Origin of the sequence: Pseudoalteromonas sp. 19-MNA-CIBAN-0066 (assembly GCF_040308705.1) — a bacterium.
Classification (GTDB): domain Bacteria; phylum Pseudomonadota; class Gammaproteobacteria; order Enterobacterales; family Alteromonadaceae; genus Pseudoalteromonas; species Pseudoalteromonas nigrifaciens.
Genome location: NZ_JBEONZ010000017.1, coordinates 59142 through 79997 on the forward strand (window position 1 = coordinate 59142; position 20856 = coordinate 79997).

Genomic DNA, 20856 nt, shown 5'->3' on the forward strand with positions numbered 1-20856 from the left:
TTTAAAAGGGATTAAAATGCATACTCCGCAATTAAATAAGCAACGCCAGCAATTAAAGGTGCTAATTGAAAATAAAGTGACCTTTGCTGCCGATAATAGCGAGCTAAGTATTTACGATACTTATCAAAATGCACAAAAAGTAGCTTTGCATTCAAAAGAATTACTTTTTTGCGCCATGCTTAGTGGTAAAAAGGTAATGCATGTAGAGAGCTGCCAATACCATAAGGCATTTTTACCTCACGAATCCTTTGTATTAGCACCAGAGCAAGGGGTGTTAATTGACTTTGAACAAGCATCTTTAAACGCGCCTACTACCTGCCTTGCTATTGAAATAAGCACAGATAAAATAACGCAGGTGGCTAATGCACTCAATATTGAGCAACGCTTTGCCAGCGATGACTTATTTGCCTATACACCACAGCTGGTACATAGCCAGCACAATAGCCAAACCCAACAACTTTTAGCGCGTATGGTGCATTTATTTAGTGAGCCCGACGAGCAGCGAGGTTATTTAATCGACTTATCGTTAAACGAGCTTATTACCCGTTTGCTACAGCAGCAAAGTCGAGATTTATTACTAAAACATGGCAATAATCCGCAGCTTAAAACACCGGTAAATAATGCTTTGCAATACATAGAAGAGCACTTAAATGAGGCATTGGATATAGAGAAGCTGTGTAAAATTGCCTGCATGAGTCGCAGCAAGTTTTATCAACAATTTAAGTTGGCGTTTGGTACTAGCCCAGCACTGTGGCAGCAGCAACTTAGGCTTAAAAAAGCCTATAGTAAATTGTTACAGGGGCGCACGGTTAGCCAAGCGTGTTATGAGCTGGGTTTTAATTGCCCTAGCCATTTTAGCCGATTATTTAAACAAGCCTATGGCGTACCACCAGCTAACATTGCCAAAAAAAATCATTAAGTGATGGTTTAGATTAATTTTATAGCGAGGTTAATTAACGTTTCGTAGGCACTAAATGCGCCTACGAAACTTATTTTATTGTATTTTTTATTGCACATTAATACTGCGTATTAAAACCAAATTTCAACCTGAGCGCCTGCAACTAAGGCACTTTCGTCGCCCTCTTTGCCTGCAACACTTAACCCAGACTCTTGCCCGGCAGCCTTGTTCCAATCAAAATTACTTAGATAAAAGCGTAACGATGGACGCGACCAATATTCGGTCGAGTCGGCTGTTGCTTGTAATGCTAGCGCATACTTCATGAGTGTTTGCTCATCATTTTCAATGCCGTTTGTTTTGGTTTGATAAGCGTTATAACCCACTTCACCAAGCACACTCCAATGTGGCGATATTGAATAATGCGGGCGCACACCAACACTTTTTAGGGTGTGATAATCAGATGATTTTTCGTACATTACCATGTAATCAAGTTTAAATTTTTCGGTAATATCAACTAAGCCATTGTTAAAAATGCGAAAACCACTTGAGCTGCTATCTGCCGCATAATCAAGCTTCCGCCATCAGTACCGGCAGCGCCTGGGTTTTGCGCCATAGCGCCTGTACCATATTGAATCACTGTTTTTTGATCAACATTGCCTAACTGCTTTTGCCATTGCACTGTAAATGTTCTGCCATCGGTAAGCCCAGCTTCATCAATTGCATCATTTACAAATAAGTTTTGCAGTGCAAATACCACTTTACCCGCATCTCCTACGTCCATTTCATAGCGTACGTCGGCCATAAAGTTTTGATAGTTAGTATCAGCAGTGGCTTTGTTACCTGTAAGTTCGCCCTCGCCACCATAAGTGATTGCAGCAAGATGCAGCTTATCGGTTTCATTTACCGTAATGTCAGATACACCCACGCCGTTACCCTAGCTTTGCATATGTTTGTAATCTAATATATGTACGCTACCAACTGCCTTATCGTAATAATATCTGCGGCCAATCCATAGCGTACCATTATCGAGTAACATAAAGCTGCCTTGAGCGTCTAGACCACTCCTCCGTTGCGGTTGGATCTCTTGAATCCCCGGCAAAGTCCATCATAAATACGGCTTTAAAGTTAACCCCATTTAGCTGCTGTTTATTACTCAGCTGAAACTCGCTGTAGTCTCTGCATTCGTTACCTAAGCGATAATAAACCCCGTCATTTTTAGGATAGTTAAGTGAATAACAAGAGCCATTGTTTTTACTGCCACTCCCTAGAATGGTATTTGTACCTGAGCGAAAATAGCCATTAAATTCAAACCCATTATCTAACTCTTGCTTAGCTTTAGCGTCATCCTGCGCTTGCATTTCATTATTAATTAGCTGTTTAACGTATGCAATATCCTCATCCGATAAACCAGCGGGGCGCTCTGCTGCGTGAACACTCATTGTAGCGGCGCATAATATTGAAAGTAGTGATAAAGAGGACTTAATTCGTTTGTTATATTTCATGTTTACCATCAGCGCCATTTTATCGAATCCTTCCGAGAAAAGAAGAGTAAACAGAGTGGTAGGCTCCCTCAAAAGCGCTGCACTTAAACGCTATTAAGGGATAACGAGGGGATTTAAATCAAGCTAAATCAAACTAAAATAACTAAAAGCACATAAACTAATACCGGCTAATAACCATACTAATCCGTAGCTTTGCCAAAGTATTGCGTTATTATAAACCTGCTGCGGGTTATTTTTGTCAACTAACAGTGTGCAGGTTTTACCTTGTTTAAAACGGGTAAACATTTTTTCACGATATTCCACTAATACACTGTGCACCTGCCCATCAAAACGAAAACTCACTAGCATAGTTGGCTGATGCAACATTTCGGGTGCTGTTATTTGATTATTTGCCACGGCAGTTATTTGTTCTACAACACAAACCCGCCAGTGGCGTTTACTTACTTTACATTTTAACCAGCGTACAAATGGCAAAGTGCCAATTATTATAAATACCCCCCCCAACCACAACAGAGCCATACAACCACCTTTGTTTTTATTTTTATAGTTTACTAAACAACATACACAGCAAACAAAATGCCTAGACTATGTAGTACATACCTAGATTAATATAGCGCATTGGCTTTATTAAATACATGCTCAGATTACAAAATTTAACCGCAAGCAACTTGCAGTTAACCTGCCGCACAAGCACAATAGCCGCATAAAAGAGGAGATCATTATGACCACAATTGGTATTGGCACCCAAACCAAAGAACAAGCACTCGCTAGCTTAAGCAATATGACCAGCGATTTAACCCCTATTCAACCGGCAGAGTATTTAACTCGTATAGCCAAAGCGCAAACGTATATGCAAAACAATGGCATTGATGCCATTTATTTAAATGCAGGTACTAACCTCGCTTATTTTACCGGTATGCGTTGGTATGCAAGTGAGCGTTTAGTTGGCGCAATTTTGCCAGCTAAAGGTGAAGTGCAATACATAGCTCCTTATTTTGAAATTGGCTCACTTAATGGTTTTAAAGTAATTGACGGGCCAATCCGTGGTTGGCAAGAGCATCAAAACCCATATCAGTTATTTGTTAATATATTAACGGAAATGGGTATTGCGGCTAATGGCACTATTGGTATTGACGAAAGCGCGCAGTTCTTTATTTTTGATGGTATTAATAAAGCGCAAACGGGCTTAAATTTAGTGAATGCCCAGCCGGTTACAGCAAATTGTAGAATGCATAAATCAGCCAATGAGCTGGCGTTAATGCAACGCGCTATGGATATGACCTTAGTGGTTCACCAAGCCACGGCAAGCATGCTACACGAAGGTATTAGTACCACTGAAGTAGAAGAATTTATAAAGCTAGCGCATCAAAAAGTAGGTGCGCCGGGTAACTACTTTTGTATCGTGTTATTTGGGCTTGCAACGTCATTCCCGCATGGGGTAAAAGATCCGCAAATTCTTAAAAAAGGCGACATGGTACTTATTGATACTGGCTGTAAAGTACATGATTACTTATCTGATATTACCCGCACTTATGTGTTTGGTGAAGCGACAGATCGCCAACGTCAATTTTGGAATAATGAAAAAGCAGCACAAATTGCAGCTTTCAATGCAGCAAAAATTGGCGTGCCATGTGAAGACGTAGATACAGCTGCGCGCAGCTACTTAGCTGAGCAAGGTTTAGGCCCTGATTATCAAACACCTGGTTGCCCGCACCGTACAGGCCACGGCATTGGTTTAGATATTCACGAATGGCCTTATTTGGTAGGCGGTAATAAAACGCCACTAGCCGCTGGCATGTGTTTTAGTAACGAGCCAATGCTGGTTATACCGGATGAATTTGGGGTGCGCTTAGAAGATCATTTTTATATGACCGACAGTGGTGCAAAATGGTTTACCGAGCCTAGCCACAGTATTGACGACCCGTTTGGTTTACAAAAGTAATATAAGCTCTAATTAACTTATATTTGTTTATTTGGCTTAAACGACTATTTACTACTGCGCAGTGCACACCACGCGCAGTAGTTTATTTTGTGAGTTGACGTTTAACCAATCGCTGTTTGTTTTTTTGTACGTTAGCCAACCATACTAAGGGTAAAATAATTAACGATGCGCCAATTATTAAGCCAAGTGTAGGTACTTCGCCAAACCAAAATAACCCAACAACGACAGCTGCCACTAAGCCACTATATTCAGCGCTAGCAACTTGGCTCGATTCGATTTTGCTATAAACATACACGCAAATTCCCGCATAAATTAAAATAAACAGTGTAGAGCCAAACGCCGTAATAAGTGCGGCCCAATGCCATGGCTCGTTTTCCCACAGCGCCAAACCTAATCCCACAGGCATACCTACTAAATTGGTAAGTAACAAAGTTTGCATAATACTATGGTGTTTAGGTAACTTTCGTATTAGTACATTATTTATTGCCAGTGTAATTGCGACTACAAGTGCAAATATAGCCGCCCAATTAATGTCGGTAGGCTGAATAACAATAAGTACCCCTATAAAGCCAATAACAGCCACAGCTATGCTGCTTTTTGTTAGCTGTTCACGAAATATCATTACTGCTAAAGGCAGCATTAATAAAGGCGCTGCATAAAAAATAGCGTTAGCGGTTGCAAGCGGTAAAGCTTTGAGCGCAAACACCATAAATATAATACCAAATAACCATACATGTCCGCGTACCGCATGCCATTTTAAACCGGCAAATAAATGTTTTTTATTCGCCGACAAACAAAACGGGAGCAAAATTAATACTGCGGTAAGTTGGCGCATAAATACAAACTGAAACGTGGGGCTTTCTGCTGGTAAAGTTTTAATTATAGCGTCAGAAAAAACCGCAATAATATTACCCACCACAAGTAATGTCATGCCTAAGCCAACCGATATTTTTTGCATTGTTACTCCGTGCCCGCAAATTAAAAACGCTAGCATAGAGCAATTCGTTTAATTATGTATAATGATTAAAATACTTTTAGTATGAGTTTAACTAATAATGAAATTACCCCCATTACGTGCTGTTCAGTGTTTTGAATCTGTAGCGCGATTAAATAGTTTTTCTAAAGCAGCAGAACATCTAAATGTGACGCAAAGTGCCGTGAGCCATCAGGTTAAATTACTAGAGCAATATTTAAACGAGCCGCTATTTAACCGCAGTGGCCGTAGCTTTTCGTTAACCGACGCGGGCAATCGTTACTATCAAGAAGTGAGTCATTCATTAACCAGTTTAGCCTCTGCCACACAAAAAATACGTTACGGCGAGCCTGGGCATATTCGTTTAGCACTTTATAGCTCATTAGCTGTAAAGTGGTTAATACCGCGATTAGAAAGCTTTAAACATGACTCGCCAGATATCGACTTAACTTTAAATATGATTGTAGATGAGGCGGGTTTTAGCGACCGTGTTGCCGATTGTTTTATTACCACAACGCCACCTAAAGGTGAGTTTGTCAGCTTATTTTTATTTGCAGAAAAGCTTTACCCTGCTTGTGGCAAAGGCATGTGGCAGCAATTAAAAAATCAATCGCTGCCCAATGAATTATGGAAGTACCCGCTGTTGTCGGTGCAGTATGATGAGTCAGAGCAACGTAGCACCAATGACTGGCAGCAATGGTGTAAAAGCGGCGGCTTTGAGCTGCCTAAAAACGTAAGAGTTAATCACTTTAGTCACGTTATACTGGCCGCAGAAGCTGCGCGTTATAATTTAGGTATTACGCTTATTGATGCGTTTTTTATTGCCTCACAGCACGATAACCACTTAGTTAAGTTGCCACTGCATGGAGTTGAAACCGGCTGTAAATTTTATTTTGTATATAAAAAATCGCGAGCAAAACAAACCGATATTATTACCCTAAGCCGCTGGCTAAAAGCCCAGTGGGCCGAGGTTAAAAAATAAAATGAAAGTATTAAGTCATCATACTTCATGCCAGTTTATAGCTATAACTATTATTTGATTTTATACTATCTCTATTAATTTAAGCACAGTCTTTTTAAAGGATAATCATAACTCATGAGAAAACCGGCCCACTGGACCTTAAAAAGTATCGCTCTAGAATTAGGTGTGTCTAATGCTACGGTTTCTAATGCGTTTAATCGCCCTGATCAGCTATCGGCTAAACGCCGAGAAGATATTCTTGCAGCGTGTAAAAATTTGGGCTATTACGGGCCTAATAAGGCCGCGCAATCATTGCGTAATGGCACATTTAATATTGTCGCTTTAGTACTGCCCGATAGTGTGGAATACATGGTGTCGGATCCTGTGGCTAGCAGCTTTATGCGCGGTGTTACTTCGGTGCTTGAAAAAAACGGCATTAATGTTTTATTGTTTTCAGGTAATAGCGATACCCTTAATAACATAGTCGACTTTGTTGATGGTTTTATTTGTTATGGCCGTCCTCGTAATAATGCATTGGTTGAGCAGTTAAAAATAGTGTCTAAACATGTGGTGACTATTGACTTTGATATAGCCCGCAATGCCTCTGTAAATATAAATAATGAGCAAGCCAGTTACGAAATTGCTAGGCACGTTATACATAATCAAAATGATAAAGTCGCTATTTTGGGACTTAGATTACTTGATGAAAACGTATTGTGCCGCGTGTATGAGCATTACGAATTTGAAGCCGGACAATCTATTTCTCATCAACGTTTACGTGGTTATCAACGCGCTTTAAGCGAGGCAAATATTACGGTAGCTGACGATCGTATTTGGAATATACCTGAAAGTAGCGAACGTTTTGCCAATATTGCTGCAAAAGAAGTACTTAGTGCATCACCGCATCCTAACGTTATAATTTGTATGAGTGATTTAATTGCCCTTGCCACAATGCGAGAAGCAATAAAGCAAGGCATAAAAATAGGTGAAGAACTGCGTATTGTGGGCTTTGATGGTATTGATGAAGCAGCCCGGTTTGTACCTCGCCTAACCACTATTCATCAAAACAGCCAAGAAAAAGGCGTTATAGCCGCTGAATTATTTATTTCTAAAGAAGAAAAAACTCAGGAAGTCAGTTACGAATTAGAGATTGGTGCGAGTAGTTAGCTTACAAGCCTTGTAATTGTTTTATGTATTAAAAAGCCAAGCTTAAGTAGCTTGGCTTTTGTTTTACATGGCGTTTGTAAATTACTTTTACAGCATTAAGCTAAAAATGAATTTAAGTTAATCGTTGTTTCTTCATCACCGTTTAGCTGCGTAATCAGTGCATGGCGTAATTTAAAATCAACAGTAAGTGAAATAGTTTGCTCACCTAGTTGCCACGATAAACAACACATACTGCCTTCACCTTGGGCACTAAATTCACCTGCAAACGCGGGGTGTGAATTGCGAATTTTAATTAATTCAATTAAACCTTTTACTACAGGCTTATTTAAGGCTTTGTCGATTATATTTGCATCTAAATATGGGCGGTTAATATCACGGCCAACATTTGTATTAGCTAATAGATCCATATCATTTTCACAGGCAAATAAGCCGCCGTAATATACTTGTGGTACACCTGGTGCAAAAAATTGAATTGCACGCGACAGTAAGTAATCAAAGTCTTTAGCGCCTAATGCGTTGTAGTACGTACAGTTAACTTGATATAAGTCGACATTACTCGCCGCAGCGCCCGTAGCTTGGCGGCTTTGGTTGTTACTGTTGGCGTGCATTGTTTCTACTAGGTTATCAATCTGCTGTGCATTTAATAGCCCTGGCTTGTCGCCCATTGGACCTGCGTCAATAATGCCAATACCGTCGTGTGTATCAAGTACGGTTAAGCAATTGCGTGGCGAAATTTGTAACCATTTGAGCAGTGCATCTACATCGTTGTTAAATAAGCTGTGTAAAATAAGTGGTGGTAACGCAAAGTCGTAAACCATATTTACACGTTTTGCCACTTCTACCTGAGTTTGATAATGGCTATGTATTTCTGCAATGGTTTCCATGCCTAAATCGTTTGCTTGCTTAGATAAGTTATCTAGGTAACCAAATGTTTCATCAAGCATAAAGCAATTAGTGCCCGCTTGCTTAATGGCGTAGCCCGCCGCATCTAAACGAATAATATTTACATTGTTAGCCGAAAATTTAGTAAGTACGTTATTTAAATACGCAACACCGGCTTCTGCTTTTACGTTTATATCGATTTGATTATCGGTAAAAGTGGTCCAAAAATCATACGTTTGGCCGTCGCCACAATGCATTGGCGTAAAGCAGCTACCTGGGCGTGGGCGGTAAATTGCTTTTTGCTCAGCTTCGCTCATACCATTTGGAAATACATCTTCTTTGGTTAAAAATAAATCCCAAAATTCTGATTGCTTACCTTTAGCTAATACATCTTGAAACTGAAAAGACTGCGCCGATACATGGTTAACAATTAGGTCTGCCATTAAGTCGAGATCTTTACCTAATACTTGTATGTCTTCCCAAGTGCCTATTCTAGAATCAACTTCACTATGATCAATAGGGTCAAAGCCAGCATCGCTGCCATCAATAGGATTGTAAAATGGCAATAAGTGCACACCACCAAATACGCCTTTTAAAGGACCGTTTAAAAGTGTGGTTAGCGCGCCTATATTTTGGCCAGTGATTCGATCAGCATATGTGATCAATTGAACTTTATTCTTCATCATTGTGTGATTACCATGTTGAAACTTAATCGATTAAGATATATCTTTAACTAGCGAGTAAGAATTTACAAGTAATTTTTAATAATTTTACATACAAATTTCGTGGCTCACGTAATACTACAGTAAGCAACTGACTGACTTACGAAGTGTTAATAGAGAATTTAACGAGGAATAAACACATGACAAAATCACACACACAAGTAAGCAGCGGCCCACTGCAACAAATACGCTGGCTTACATATATGATGTTTTTTATGTTTGCCATGACCTCTGACGCAGTCGGCATGATAATCCCCGAACTTATAAAGGATTTCGGTTTGAGCATGACTCAAGCTAGTGCATTTCATTACGCTCCCATGGCATTAATAGCCTTTAGTGGATTATTTTTAGGCTTTTTAGCTGACAGCCTTGGCCGTAAAAAAACCATTATGCTGGGTTTATTAATATTTTCTGCTAGTTGTTTTTTATTTGCATTTAGCACCAGTTTTACCTTCTTTTTAGTATTGCTTTGCTGCATAGGTCTGGCCATTGGTTTATTTAAAACCGGCGCACTGGCATTGCTTGGCGATATTTCTCATAGTAACGACGACCATACTAAAACCATGAACAAGGTTGAGGGATTTTTTGGCATTGGCGCTATTGTAGGCCCTGCCCTAGTTGGTGTTTTATTAGTGCAAAACGTAAGTTGGACATACCTGTATATTACTGCGGGCGTAATGTGTTTAATACTTGCTTTATTAGCATGGCGCGCAGACTACCCTGACGTGGTTAAAACAACTGAAAAGCCTGCTTCGCTTGCCACTACCCTGAAAATGGTAAAAAACCCTTATGCACTTGGCTTTTCTTTAGCCATTGCACTGTATGTAGCGACTGAAGTGGCTATTTATGTATGGATGCCAACGCTATTAAAAGACTACACAGGCTCTTGGCCGCTCCTTGCCACTTATGCACTTACTATATTTTTTATACTACGTGCTGCAGGTCGCTTTATTGCCGTATGGTTACTAAACCGTTATAGCTGGCAAGGTGTTATGGCTTATTTAAGCTTAGGCATTGCGCTTTGTTATGTGGGTACACTTATTGGTGGTGTTGACTGGGCTGTAGGGTTACTACCTCTTTCAGGTTTATTTATGTCTATGGTTTATCCAACTTTAAACTCTAAAGGTATATCGTGTTTCCCTGCTGAGCGCCATGGAGCCGTAGCCGGCGTTATATTGTTTTTTACCGCATTATCGGCTGCTTTAGCTCCTTTATTTATGGGTATGATCAGCGATTACTTTGGCCATGTGCGCTATGGCTTTTACTTAGCAACAGGGTTTGCCGTGATTTTATTTGTAGCTATGTTGTTCAATTATTTACGCGACCCATCAATGAGTGCTTTACAAGAAAGTAACCCAACAGCTTAATAAACTTGTATTTCAATACAATAAAAACACCTTAAAAATCAACATATGAATAATAAAAGAACAAATTAAACACAAAATGATTTGCTTATTGTAAAATACTTGTTATTTTTACTTAATCGATTAAGTAAAAATAACAAATCCTATTGGGTTCAACACAATGAGGCGTTAACATGACAACACACCACACACCTTTATATTTAATCAGTGCTTTGGCACTTGCTGTAAGCCAAGGCGTTCATGCACAAGATGAGCAAGAAACCAAAGTCCAAGCCAACAAGGGCCTTGAAACAATTGTTGTTACCGGTGTACCTCGCCGAACAACCATTATGGCGTCGAGTTCATCAGTAAGCAGTTTATCGCTTGAACAAGTAGAGGTGTCTACACCTCGCTCAACGGCTGAAGCATTTAGAATTATTCCGGGTGTTCGCGCCGAATCAACTGGCGGCGAAGGTAACGCTAACATTGCTGTTCGTGGTTTACCTGTAGCATCGGGTGGCGCTAAGTTTTTACAACTACAAGAAGATGGCCTTCCTGTTATGCAGTTTGGTGATGTTGCCTTTGGTAATTCAGATATTTTTATGCGATTAGATAATACGGTGCAGACTATCGAATCGATTCGTGGTGGCTCAGCATCTACTGCAGCAAGTAATGCACCTGGTGGCATTATTAACTTTATCTCTAAAAATGGCAAAAGCGAATCTGGCAGTGTGTCTACAACTCTAGGCCTAGATTATGACAGCGTTCGTACAGACTTCGAATACGGTACTTACTTAACCGATAGCGTGCGTTTTCATGTTGGTGGTTTTGTTCGTCAAGGCGAAGGCCCGCGCGAAACAGGTTACACGTCTAATAAAGGTGGCCAAATAAAAGCTAACCTTACTAAAGATTTCGACAACGGTTACGTGCGCCTTTATTACAAACACTTAGACGATAAAAGTGTTGGCTACCTTCCTATGCCAATGTACTCAAATGGTGACTCTATTGCTGGCTTTGATGCGCAATCAGACACACCTCACTCGGCGTTATTTACTAAAACAGTACGTTTAAATAGTGAAAACCAAATCAGTAGCGGCGATATCCACGATGGTATGAATCCAAAGGTTGACTCTGTTGGTTTCGAAGCTGTATTTGATTTAGATAACGATTGGCGTATCGAAAACCGTTTTCGTAAATCATCAATTAGCGGTAACTTTAATTCACCTTTCACAGAACAAGTAGGCAGTGCAACATCAATAGCAGAAAGCATTGGTGGCGCAGGTGCAACCTTGAGTAACGCGAACACCGGTGAAGCGTTTAACGATGGTTTAGCAATGAAGATGGTGACATTTGATGTCACAATGAATGACTTTGGATCTATAGTTAATGACTTTAAATTAACTAAATCGTTCGACGATGATACCAGTCTTACATTTGGTTACTATGCATCTACGCAAAACATTGCGATGTCGTGGTTATGGAACTCTTACGTAATGGAGCTCAAGGGTGACAATGCTGCATTATTAAATGTAACAGGTGCCGATGGCACTGAGTTATCTGAAAACGGTTTATACGCTTACAGTGCATTTGGTAACTGCTGCCAACGTGATTACGATACGGAATACGATACACGCGCCCCTTACGTAGCATTTTCTACTAAGCTAGGTGATGTCAGTATTGATGCTAGTGCTCGCTACGATAGCGGTGAAGCTCGCGGAACATACGCAGGTGCAGTGACTTCAACAGTAGATATGAACCGCGACGGTGAAATATCAATCCCTGAGCAAAACGTTGCAGGTATTGATACTGCAAACGCAAGTCCAGTAAATTATGACTGGAACTATTCTTCTTATTCAATTGGTGCTAATTATCAAATTGACCCAAGCCTTGCTACGTTTGCACGTATTAGTAAAGGTGGTCGTGCAAATGCTGACCGTCTTTTATTTGGTAAAGTACGCGCCGACGGCTCTGTTGCAAAAGAAGACGCTGTTGATGAAGTAAACCAGTTTGAGTTTGGTGTTAAGAAGCGCTTTGATTCGTTATCAGTATTTGCTACTGCGTTTTTTGCCGAAACTGAAGAGCAAAACTTTGAAGCAACATCACAAACATTTTTTGACCGTGAATACGAGGCAAAAGGGATTGAAATAGAATCTACTTACTTTATTGATGCATGGGATTTTCGCGGTAATTTAACCTGGACCGATGCAGAAATAGCAAAAGATGCGCTTAACCCAGATGTTGTAGGTAATACGCCACGTCGTCAAGCCGATTTAATTTACTCATTAATGGCACGTTACAACTATGAAAAAGGCGCTGCAGGGGTAAGTTTCATTGGTACTACCGATGCGTACGCTCAAGATAATAACGACTTGCAATTTGACGGCTACACACAGGTAAATGGCTTTGTAAGCTATGATTTATCTGAAAACCTTAATATTGCGCTTAATGTGAACAACCTATTTGATACAGTAGGTATTACAGAAGCAGAAGAAGGCTCAGTACCTGAAAACAACATTATTCGTGCCCGTGCTATTAACGGCCGCACAACGTCGGTAACTTTAAAATACGCTTTTAACTAAATGTGTATTGCGCTGCGGTGAGTAGTCACTGTAGCGCCTTTTAAAGTATGAATAATTAACACCCTTCACGTTTTTTAGCCTAGCCTTGCTAGGCTTTTTAGGATATTCCAAATGACCAAACTTCTGTGCTTAGGCGAGCTATTAATTGATATGCTGCCACAAGATGCGAATAACTCTGCCTATTTACCTATACCAGGTGGCGCACCTGCCAATGTAGCTGTTGGCTATGCAAAACTCGGAGGTGAAGCTGCATTTTGTGGTGGTAGAGGGGACGATCATTTTGCCAATCAATTAAGTAATGCATTAGCGCAATACAATGTAAATACAGACTATTTATTTACCATTGCAGGCTCACAAACCGCTATGGTTATAGTAAGCCTTGATGAAACCGGCGAGCGTAGTTTTGGCTTTTATCGCCATAACACAGCCGATGTACTATTAACCCAGGCGCATTTAGTGCGTATAAATTGGCAAGAAATAAGTACACTACACTTTTGCTCAAACACATTGACCGAATCAGCAATTGCCAGCACAACGGTTAAAGCGCTAGAACTTGCAAAAGCGAATAATAAGCTCGTCAGTTTTGATGTAAATTTACGCTACAGCTTGTGGGAAAACACAAACGATATAGCAAGCAATGTAAAAGCTTGTTACACCTATTGTGACATAGTAAAACTCTCGCGTGATGAGCTTAATTTTTTAGCCCAACATAGCGATACAACGAGCGATGATTACATTCAAACACTATTAAATACCGGAGTAAAACTGGTGTTTTTAACCGATGGGCCAGAGCCTGCAAAGGTTTACCACAGCGCATTTACACTTAACGAATCGGCACCAAAAATAAACGCCGTAGATACAACAAGCGCGGGTGATGCATTTATAGCGGGGGTTTTATACTACTTAAATAAATTGGGAAGTGATTTACCACTAGCAGATAAACTAAATGATAAAGCGAGCGTAAAAGACGCCCTGCACTTTGCTCTTAAATGTGGCTCAAAAGCCTGTTTAACTAAAGGAGCCTTTCCGGCATTACCTGTATTAGCTGATGTAATTTAAACGATTAAAGCCCCATATTATGAGGCTTTAAAGTAATTTATCCGTGTGACTTCTCATAGGACAAAGGTTTACAGCGAAACTGCTAATCAATCTATAGTTGCGGTGGTATTTTAAAGATATCGAACCTCGCAAAATATGATTTTCTTTGAGTATAGGTGATAGCTTAAGGCCCATACTGATACAACTCAAAGATCAGCTATAACGGGTGTTTTGCTACTTCATTTGAAGTGGTTAATTATGCATTTTTTAATCGAGTGATTTGGTTTGCTACATCAGTTAAATAACCGGTTTTAAGCCAGACTGTTGCGCCTGCACTTCCTGCTTTAGCATTAACAGTGCTATTAATAGGCACTCTTAACCAGCTATTTTTAATAAGGGTATCTGTTTGCTCGTTAAGCAATCCCTCAAGTACTAACAGCTCAGCCCCATCCTTTGCATTTATAACCATGTCGGCGTTAGGTTTAAAGTGCAGTAAGCTTACCTCTTCAAAGTTATCTTTATATAAAGAAATTACGCTAACATTATTAAACTGGGGGTGCGTAACGCCTTGCATTTTTTTAGTGTGTAAACACACATGCTGTCTATCTTGTGGTTGAAACTGCCACAATTTTACAAATATTACGCAGCCCCCCTGAGATCCCGGTTTGTGCTTTGACTGGGGAGGATTGCGAATATAACTACCTACAGGGTAATCGCCGTGCTCATCTTGAAATACGCCATCGAGCACTAAAAACTCTTCACCACCTGTATGTACATGCGGCGAAAATTCACTACCAGGCGCATAACGTACTATGCTTGTGGCGCGAGCAACTTCATCGCCTACTCTATCTAAAGGGCGTCTATGCACTCCCGCTATTGGCGAGGCTACCCACTCTAGTTTTTCACTATGTACAACAACGCGCTTACTAAAATCAGCGGCTATTTTCATTTTGTACTTCCTAACTCAGTTAAAGCAATTAACAAATAATAGCAGTTATATTAGGGCCTGTTGACCTTTCAGGATTAAAATTTGTTCAATCTAGGGGCGATTAAATCGCGGCGCGAGGTTTGTAACCTAGTGGGCTAAGTAAAAACCGAACAACAAAGAGTTAATCGTCCCTAGAAAGAACCCAAAGGGCAGCGCATGTTTGGCATTTATGCTGCGTTATCGCCTATTTATGGGGAATAACCACACTGCATAGGCTCTGCTTTGCCTAAATACCAAACATACTGCTGCAAATTTAACCTCGAAAGATAAACAGGCCCTAGTGGCATTAAATTAAGTCATGTTATTTAGCCGTAAGTGTGATGGAGCTTTATTATTGGGCATAAAAAACGAGCAGGTTTAGCTGCTCGTTTTTAATTAACACTTATGATTTATGATCATTTTTTAATTAATAACTTTTACTCTGCCTTTGTGCTTAGAGTGCACTATGGCAAGTGTAATAAAACCAATTACCGCTACCACTGCACCAATTGGCTTACCCATATCACTTGATAAGTTAAGACCAATTGCCGCTGTCATAATGTATGAAAGCGTCACTGCTGTGGCGATTACTGCAGGAATACTGGCAATCCAATGGAATGCACCGCGGTCAAACAAGTACTTAGTTGCCAGCCATAATACGCTAGTAGAAAGCAGCATGTTTGAGAACGCAAAGTAGCGCCAAATAAGCGAGAAGTCGAGCTTAGTCATAAAGTAAGCAATTGCTAAAATTGGAATCGCTACTAATAAGCGGTTACGTAAGCTTTGCGGAATATTAAACGCATCAACCACGGTTAAACGCAGTGAACGGAACGCAGTATCACCTGAAGTAATTGGGAATACAGCTACAGCAATAATAGCCATAACACCACCAAATACACCTAAGTAGCTATTAGCAATATGATTAACCACTAAACCTGGGCCACCTTGATCAAGTAATGCTTTTAAACCGGCATAACCTTCTGGGAATGCAGCAATACCAGCAAGTGCCCAAACACAACCAACAATACCTTCACACATCATGGCGCCGTAATATACCGGGCGTACATATTTTTCGTTTGTTAAACAGCGTGCAATAATAGGTGCTTGCGTTGAGTGAAAACCACTAATAGCGCCACAGGTAATTGTTATAAATAACAATGGCCACGTAGGTAAACCATCCGGATTTGGCTCTAAAAAGTCATGTGCATGGTCACCACTAAAGTAAGCTAAAAAGTCACCTGCAACGGGTAAGTGTGGCGCGTTAATCAATAACGAAACTGCAATAGCAACAGTCATTACAATCATTAAAGCGCCAAAAATTGGGTAAAACTTAGTAATGATTTTATCAATTGGTAGCAAGGTCGCTAAAAAGTAATACGCTAAAATAGCCAACACCCAAAAGGTGTTATTTGCCAGCATTGTACCTTCAAAAAAATCAAGGTTACTTAATAAGCCCGCAGGGCTCATAATAAATACTACACCTACAAAAAACAGTAGCATGGCAGTAAATATCAGCATAAAGCCTTTAAATACAATATTGTAGTAATGCCCGGCTATTTCTGGCAGGCTTTTTCCGTCTTCTTTTATACTCATAACACCTGAGAAGAAGTCGTGAACAGCACCACCTAACACGTTACCTAGTACAATCCAAACTAGTGCAACGGGTCCGTATAAGGCACCAAGAATAGGACCAAAAATAGGACCTACACCGGCGATGTTTAAAAATTGAATTAAAAATGCACGCACAGGATGAATAGCCACGTAATCAACACCTTCGCTAAAGCGCTTTTGTGGTGTTTCAATCGTTGAGTCTAAACCTGCTTGCTTTTCAACAAAGGGACTATAAAATTTGTAACCCAGTATTAAAATTGTGATGCAGATAAAAAAGATGATCATAAAGCATGTTTCTCTTTTTGTATTTGTATTATAGAGCGCACTGTTTGCCGCTCCGGCCTTTCATTCCGTGAATAATCGACGAACATTAACAAAGGATTAATATTCTTACTATAAGACGTTTAGCTAATACTATAGTCGAATAAAATAACTTAGACCTATTTCGTGGCCTTATTGAGCGTTAACTGTACAGAACATAAAGATTTAAAGTAATAAAAAAGGCAGCTTTACTGGGTAAATCTGCCTTTATATGTTGCCCGATAAGCTATCGATAACAATTAACAATACCTTATCACCAATTTATTTATGGGTTCATAAATTCATTTATTTGTTGATGCCTTAAAGTAGGTGTTGCTCCGGCACTTTCGGCGACCATAGCGCCAACAGCACAAGCAAAGTCAACCGCATGTTGTGCGCAATCACTACTGCACAGCTGATAAATTAACGAACCTAAAAACGAATCCCCTGCGCCAACTGTATCAACAACACTAATTAAATAGCCTGAGTTATAGTAGTTTTCGCCTTTAATGGTGAGTAATGCGCCATGGCTGCCTTTAGTTACACATAAATATTCGGTATTAGTTTGTGCAGCAATAAAGGCTAAGTTTTGCTCAAGCGAATGAAACTTACAACCCATAGCTTTAGCAATTTCGTATAGCTCTTCGTCGTTTAATTTGATGAAGTCGGCTTTGTTCATTAAATCTACGAGTGTTGCTAATGTGTAGTGAGGCGCACGTAGGTTTACGTCAAATACTTTAAAGTTTGCTACATCAACTAATTGATCTAATGTTGCCAAAGACGTTTCGCTTCGCCCTATTAGGCTGCCAAATACAAATACATCGCTACTTTTAACTTTACTCAGTAACTCATCTGTAAGCGCTATATTATCCCACGCTGTATCTGCCACTATTTCATAACTTGCTGAGCCACCACTATCGAGTGTTACCTCAACCGTGCTGGTTTTTTTGTCACTGTTAATAGCAATATAATCGCAGCTTACGCCTTTGCTCGCTATTTCGCCGAGCAGCTCAGCGCCTAACTCGTCGTTACCAACGGCGCTGATCATATCGGCTTTTATGCCCAGTGAGTTAATACGCACACACATATTAAGCGGCGCGCCACCTAGGCGTTTACCAGAGTCAAAACAATCCCACAGTACTTCGCCAAAGCAGCTAACACTTACGTTTTCGCCTGATTTATGATTAATTAAAATACTCATAATTAGTTACTCTTTTGCTCAAGTACAGCCTGCATAATGGCTTTAATTTTACTATTAGGTGCATAAAGCGCAGCAATCGATTTTTTATACTCTGCAGTAAACGTGTCGTTATGTTCAAGCTTACCAAACAAGCTTGTTAGCTTTAAAAATGCAGTTGGGTTAGCTTGGCTTTGCTGCGCATATGCATTTAGCTCTTTTTGCATAGCATCTTGAATTTCAAGCTTCTCGCCGTTTTCACTTACACCTTTATCGCTGTATAAACACCAAGTAGCAATGACAAGTGTTGCCAACGATATATCCCGACCTTGTACTAGGTTTTCGTTAATGGTGGCAATTAAAAACTTAGGCAGTTTAGCTGAGCTTTCACTGCAAATACGCGCCAGGCTGTCTTTAATATTAGGGTTAGCAAAACGCTCTATTAACGTATCTTTGTAGCTTTGAAGATCAATACCTTCAAGCGGTTCAAGGTTTGGCGTTACTTCTTTATCCATAAAAGCACGTAGGTATTTAGCAAATAATTCATCAGATACCGTTTCGTCAATTGTGCCATAACCATGAATTGAACCTAATAAACCAAGCACAGAATGCCCAGCATTAAGTAAACGTATTTTCATGGTTTCATAAGGCGTCACATCAGTTACAAACTGTGCACCAACAACATCCCAATTTGGGCGAGAGTCACTAAAGGTGTCCTCTATTACCCATTGTGTAAACGACTCACAAGTAATTGGCCACTCGTCGCTAATACCATAGGCATCAACCACGTAATCAATATCACTCTTTTTAGATACAGGTGTTATGCGGTCAACCATCGCATTTGGAAACGATACGTTTTGCTCAATCCACTCACTTAGTTTTTTGTCTTGCTCTGTGGCAAAGGCTAAAAGCATTTTGCGTGTTACGTTACCGTTATGCTGAATGTTATCGCATGACTGCACTGTAAACGCGCCCAAACCTTGCTCTTTACGCAGTTTTAGCGCAGCAGTAATGTAACCAAACGCCGTAATTGGGTCGTTCGGGTTATTAATGTCGTTAATAATATCTGGATTGCTGTAATCAAATTCGCCCGTTGCCGGGTTAAAGTTATAACCGCCTTCGGTAATAGTAAGCGATACAATTTTAGTATCGCTGTGTGCGAGTTTATTAATTACCGCTTGTTTGTCCTCTGGAGCAAACAAAAAGTCGATCATTGAGCCAATTACTTTGTTATCTATTTTACCGTCTGGGTGTCTAACAGTTAGCGTGTAAAGGTAATCTTGCTGCTTTAAAATATCACGCAGACCACGGTTACCCTCTAACAGGCCAACACCACATATGCCCCACTGCTCAGAGCCTGGGGTTTTTAAAAGCTCGTTAACATATACCGCTTGGTGAGCACGATGAAAGCCGCCTACACCAATATGAACAATCCCCGCTTTAACGGCGCTACGGTCGTAACTTGGTGTGTCAACATGGCTTGGTAATTGAGCCAAGCTCTGTTGGTTTAGCCCTGTAACAAGAGCGTTTGTGTGTTGATGTTGCGTCATGGTGCGACCTTACTAAACAAAAATAAAATATAAATTACGATACTGTATTACAATAAGTAATTACGATGCTGTATTGAGTACTTTATGGCGTTTTAACGACCAGTACGCAGTAACAAAATAAATAACAGTACAAATAAAACAGGCAATTTCGAACTGCGACTTATTAGCGCTGTACATCACCATAGTGTCACTGAAAAACATCACTTGGCTGGCAAATATAAAAATAATCACCAATGAAATAGTCGATATGCCATTAAGAACTTTGGTAAATACAGAGCTGTCAATTACTGGCTTTGGAATGTCTTTAGCCTCAGCTGCTTGATATTCTTTAATATCACGTTGCTCTTGCTCTTCTGCTGCAATCTCTTGCGTGTAATCTTCACCGGCACCGTATTTTTTAGCTAAAAGTGTGTAAATAACGATGGTGAAAATCCAGGTAGGAATAAACAAGTAGTAAAACGACATTATATCAATTGCGTTTAAGCCAAAACCGAACACAAGTGCAAGTGCCCATGAGGCAATAGCAGGGATACTGCGGGTAATATTTTTATATTTAGCCCAGTAACGTGTTAAGCCAATTTTAGGAAATAACACATGCTCGGCAAATACAATGCCGCCCACTGGCACAACTAATAAACCGGCGTAGGTAAGTAGTGGTAGCATTTGTGAAAATACAAACGGGAAGCACGCAATAATCACGGTTACAACACCTACAATAGCGGTTGTACGCTCACGTGACTGATTTACAAAAATCGATTGTGCAGCAAGACCTGCACGGTATAGGTTTGCGTTAGCTGTAGTCCAACCGGCAATAATTACAATAACAAATCCAGTCCAACCTAATGCATGGTATGCAACATCGCCCGGATCAAGTGACGAAATGGTTGTTTTAAGTAATACCGCAACACCTGCGCCCATAATACCGGCAGAGATCCACGCTAAGTAATGACCAAAAAACATACCCACACCAGAGAACAAGCCATAGCTTTTGCGTTTAGCAAATCTAAAAATAGCCATGTCGATTAAACCAAAGTGAGTAATTGAGTTAGCAGCCCATGCAAAGCCAATCACTTCTAATAGGCCAATACCTTTTTCACCATCGGCATTGGTGCCCGTCCAGATGGAGGAGTCGCCTATGGTCATAAAGTCGCTAAAGCTAGTTAAAGAGATGAACAACTCCCACTAAACGCTGCGCGTTTTGAAGGAGTTTCAAAAAGAAAGCCTAAGCTACCTTTTTAGGCTGG

The 20856-nt window shown here is 40.2% G+C and carries 17 protein-coding genes and 1 pseudogene; 7 read left to right on the forward strand and 11 right to left on the reverse strand.

Features of this window, described 5'->3' with window-relative positions:
• Positions 1–16 precede the first annotated feature (16 nt).
• On the forward strand, positions 17–919 hold the full coding sequence (locus AAEZ18_RS11235) for a helix-turn-helix domain-containing protein (protein ID WP_338410999.1): 903 nt from the start codon (positions 17–19) through the stop codon (positions 917–919).
• Between the two features lie 110 nt (positions 920–1029).
• On the opposite strand, the gene AAEZ18_RS11240 is transcribed toward AAEZ18_RS11235, so the two are convergent.
• The 4 genes from AAEZ18_RS11240 to AAEZ18_RS11255 form a co-directional block, all read right to left on the reverse strand.
• A complete protein-coding gene (locus tag AAEZ18_RS11240) occupies positions 1030–1431 on the reverse strand; it encodes a carbohydrate porin (protein ID WP_350594774.1) in 402 nt (133 codons plus the stop codon).
• Positions 1413–1823, reverse strand: a complete 411-nt coding sequence (locus AAEZ18_RS11245; protein WP_350594756.1) for a carbohydrate porin — start codon at positions 1821–1823, stop codon at positions 1413–1415. Before AAEZ18_RS11245 ends, AAEZ18_RS11240 begins: the two co-directional genes overlap by 19 nt.
• Positions 1824–1920: 97 nt before the next feature.
• Positions 1921–2337: a carbohydrate porin gene (locus AAEZ18_RS11250; RefSeq protein ID WP_350594759.1), complete on the reverse strand. Its 417-nt coding sequence runs from the start codon at positions 2335–2337 to the stop codon at positions 1921–1923.
• A 186-nt stretch (positions 2338–2523) separates the two neighbouring features.
• The gene (locus AAEZ18_RS11255) at positions 2524–2919 is read right to left on the reverse strand and encodes a hypothetical protein (protein WP_290193274.1); all 396 of its coding nucleotides are present in this window, start codon (positions 2917–2919) and stop codon (positions 2524–2526) included.
• Between the two features lie 202 nt (positions 2920–3121).
• Between AAEZ18_RS11255 and AAEZ18_RS11260 the strand changes: the two genes are divergently transcribed.
• On the forward strand, positions 3122–4342 hold the full coding sequence (locus AAEZ18_RS11260) for a M24 family metallopeptidase (protein ID WP_350594762.1): 1221 nt from the start codon (positions 3122–3124) through the stop codon (positions 4340–4342).
• Positions 4343–4424: 82 nt separating this feature from the next.
• On the opposite strand, the gene AAEZ18_RS11265 is transcribed toward AAEZ18_RS11260, so the two are convergent.
• A complete protein-coding gene (locus tag AAEZ18_RS11265) occupies positions 4425–5300 on the reverse strand; it encodes a DMT family transporter (protein ID WP_010553617.1) in 876 nt (291 codons plus the stop codon).
• Positions 5301–5397: 97 nt separating this feature from the next.
• Between AAEZ18_RS11265 and AAEZ18_RS11270 the strand changes: the two genes are divergently transcribed.
• Positions 5398–6297: a LysR family transcriptional regulator gene (locus tag AAEZ18_RS11270; RefSeq protein ID WP_182194978.1), complete on the forward strand. Its 900-nt coding sequence runs from the start codon at positions 5398–5400 to the stop codon at positions 6295–6297.
• Between the two features lie 114 nt (positions 6298–6411).
• A complete protein-coding gene (locus tag AAEZ18_RS11275; RefSeq protein WP_182194981.1) occupies positions 6412–7443 on the forward strand; it encodes a LacI family DNA-binding transcriptional regulator in 1032 nt (343 codons plus the stop codon).
• A 95-nt stretch (positions 7444–7538) separates the two neighbouring features.
• Here AAEZ18_RS11275 and gtfA read toward each other — a convergent pair whose 3' ends face one another.
• Positions 7539–9011 (reverse strand): sucrose phosphorylase, encoded by a 1473-nt coding sequence (gene gtfA / locus AAEZ18_RS11280; RefSeq protein ID WP_024605392.1) that lies wholly within the window; start codon positions 9009–9011, stop codon positions 7539–7541.
• Positions 9012–9187: 176 nt separating this feature from the next.
• Here gtfA and AAEZ18_RS11285 point away from each other — a divergent pair, with 176 nt between their 5' ends.
• The 3 genes from AAEZ18_RS11285 to AAEZ18_RS11295 all read left to right on the forward strand — a co-directional run bounded on the left by AAEZ18_RS11285 (position 9188) and on the right by AAEZ18_RS11295 (position 14028).
• Complete coding sequence (locus AAEZ18_RS11285) at positions 9188–10414, forward strand: MFS transporter (RefSeq protein WP_086996863.1); 1227 nt, start codon at positions 9188–9190, stop codon at positions 10412–10414.
• Positions 10415–10584: 170 nt separating this feature from the next.
• Positions 10585–12969, forward strand: a complete 2385-nt coding sequence (locus tag AAEZ18_RS11290; RefSeq protein WP_339685559.1) for a TonB-dependent receptor — start codon at positions 10585–10587, stop codon at positions 12967–12969.
• A 111-nt stretch (positions 12970–13080) separates the two neighbouring features.
• The gene (locus AAEZ18_RS11295; protein ID WP_290193269.1) at positions 13081–14028 is read left to right on the forward strand and encodes a carbohydrate kinase family protein; all 948 of its coding nucleotides are present in this window, start codon (positions 13081–13083) and stop codon (positions 14026–14028) included.
• A gap of 235 nt (positions 14029–14263) precedes the next feature.
• Here AAEZ18_RS11295 and AAEZ18_RS11300 read toward each other — a convergent pair whose 3' ends face one another.
• The 5 genes and pseudogenes from AAEZ18_RS11300 to AAEZ18_RS11320 form a co-directional block, all read right to left on the reverse strand.
• A complete protein-coding gene (locus tag AAEZ18_RS11300; protein ID WP_350594765.1) occupies positions 14264–14956 on the reverse strand; it encodes a cupin domain-containing protein in 693 nt (230 codons plus the stop codon).
• Between the two features lie 441 nt (positions 14957–15397).
• Positions 15398–16870: a carbon starvation CstA family protein gene (locus AAEZ18_RS11305; RefSeq protein WP_086996854.1), complete on the reverse strand. Its 1473-nt coding sequence runs from the start codon at positions 16868–16870 to the stop codon at positions 15398–15400.
• Between the two features lie 301 nt (positions 16871–17171).
• Entirely contained in the window at positions 17172–18086 is a 915-nt protein-coding gene (locus AAEZ18_RS11310) for a carbohydrate kinase family protein (RefSeq protein ID WP_350594767.1), read from the reverse strand.
• A gap of 2 nt (positions 18087–18088) precedes the next feature.
• Positions 18089–19612, reverse strand: coding sequence for a mannitol dehydrogenase family protein (locus tag AAEZ18_RS11315; protein ID WP_350594769.1), 1524 nt, complete (start codon positions 19610–19612; stop codon positions 18089–18091).
• A 60-nt stretch (positions 19613–19672) separates the two neighbouring features.
• Positions 19673–20779 (reverse strand): annotated as a pseudogene (locus tag AAEZ18_RS11320) (purine-cytosine permease family protein); the annotation flags it as partial.
• Positions 20780–20856 lie beyond the last annotated feature (77 nt).

Excerpts from the sequence above, each read along its gene's own strand:
- AAEZ18_RS11275 (WP_182194981.1), top strand. The coding sequence starts at position 6,412 with ATGAGAAAACCGGCCCACTGGACCTTAAAAAGTATCGCTCTAGAATTA.
- AAEZ18_RS11290 (WP_339685559.1), top strand. The coding sequence starts at position 10,585 with ATGACAACACACCACACACCTTTATATTTAATCAGTGCTTTGGCACTT.
- AAEZ18_RS11315 (WP_350594769.1), bottom strand. The coding sequence starts at position 19,612 with ATGACGCAACATCAACACACAAACGCTCTTGTTACAGGGCTAAACCAA.
- AAEZ18_RS11235 (WP_338410999.1), top strand. The coding sequence starts at position 17 with ATGCATACTCCGCAATTAAATAAGCAACGCCAGCAATTAAAGGTGCTA.
- AAEZ18_RS11260 (WP_350594762.1), top strand. The coding sequence starts at position 3,122 with ATGACCACAATTGGTATTGGCACCCAAACCAAAGAACAAGCACTCGCT.
- gtfA (WP_024605392.1), bottom strand. The coding sequence starts at position 9,011 with ATGATGAAGAATAAAGTTCAATTGATCACATATGCTGATCGAATCACT.
- AAEZ18_RS11295 (WP_290193269.1), top strand. The coding sequence starts at position 13,081 with ATGACCAAACTTCTGTGCTTAGGCGAGCTATTAATTGATATGCTGCCA.
- AAEZ18_RS11300 (WP_350594765.1), bottom strand. The coding sequence starts at position 14,956 with ATGAAAATAGCCGCTGATTTTAGTAAGCGCGTTGTTGTACATAGTGAA.
- AAEZ18_RS11305 (WP_086996854.1), bottom strand. The coding sequence starts at position 16,870 with ATGATCATCTTTTTTATCTGCATCACAATTTTAATACTGGGTTACAAA.
- AAEZ18_RS11310 (WP_350594767.1), bottom strand. The coding sequence starts at position 18,086 with ATGAGTATTTTAATTAATCATAAATCAGGCGAAAACGTAAGTGTTAGC.
- AAEZ18_RS11250 (WP_350594759.1), bottom strand. The coding sequence starts at position 2,337 with ATGAGTGTTCACGCAGCAGAGCGCCCCGCTGGTTTATCGGATGAGGAT.
- AAEZ18_RS11270 (WP_182194978.1), top strand. The coding sequence starts at position 5,398 with ATGAAATTACCCCCATTACGTGCTGTTCAGTGTTTTGAATCTGTAGCG.
- AAEZ18_RS11255 (WP_290193274.1), bottom strand. The coding sequence starts at position 2,919 with ATGGCTCTGTTGTGGTTGGGGGGGGTATTTATAATAATTGGCACTTTG.
- AAEZ18_RS11285 (WP_086996863.1), top strand. The coding sequence starts at position 9,188 with ATGACAAAATCACACACACAAGTAAGCAGCGGCCCACTGCAACAAATA.
- AAEZ18_RS11265 (WP_010553617.1), bottom strand. The coding sequence starts at position 5,300 with ATGCAAAAAATATCGGTTGGCTTAGGCATGACATTACTTGTGGTGGGT.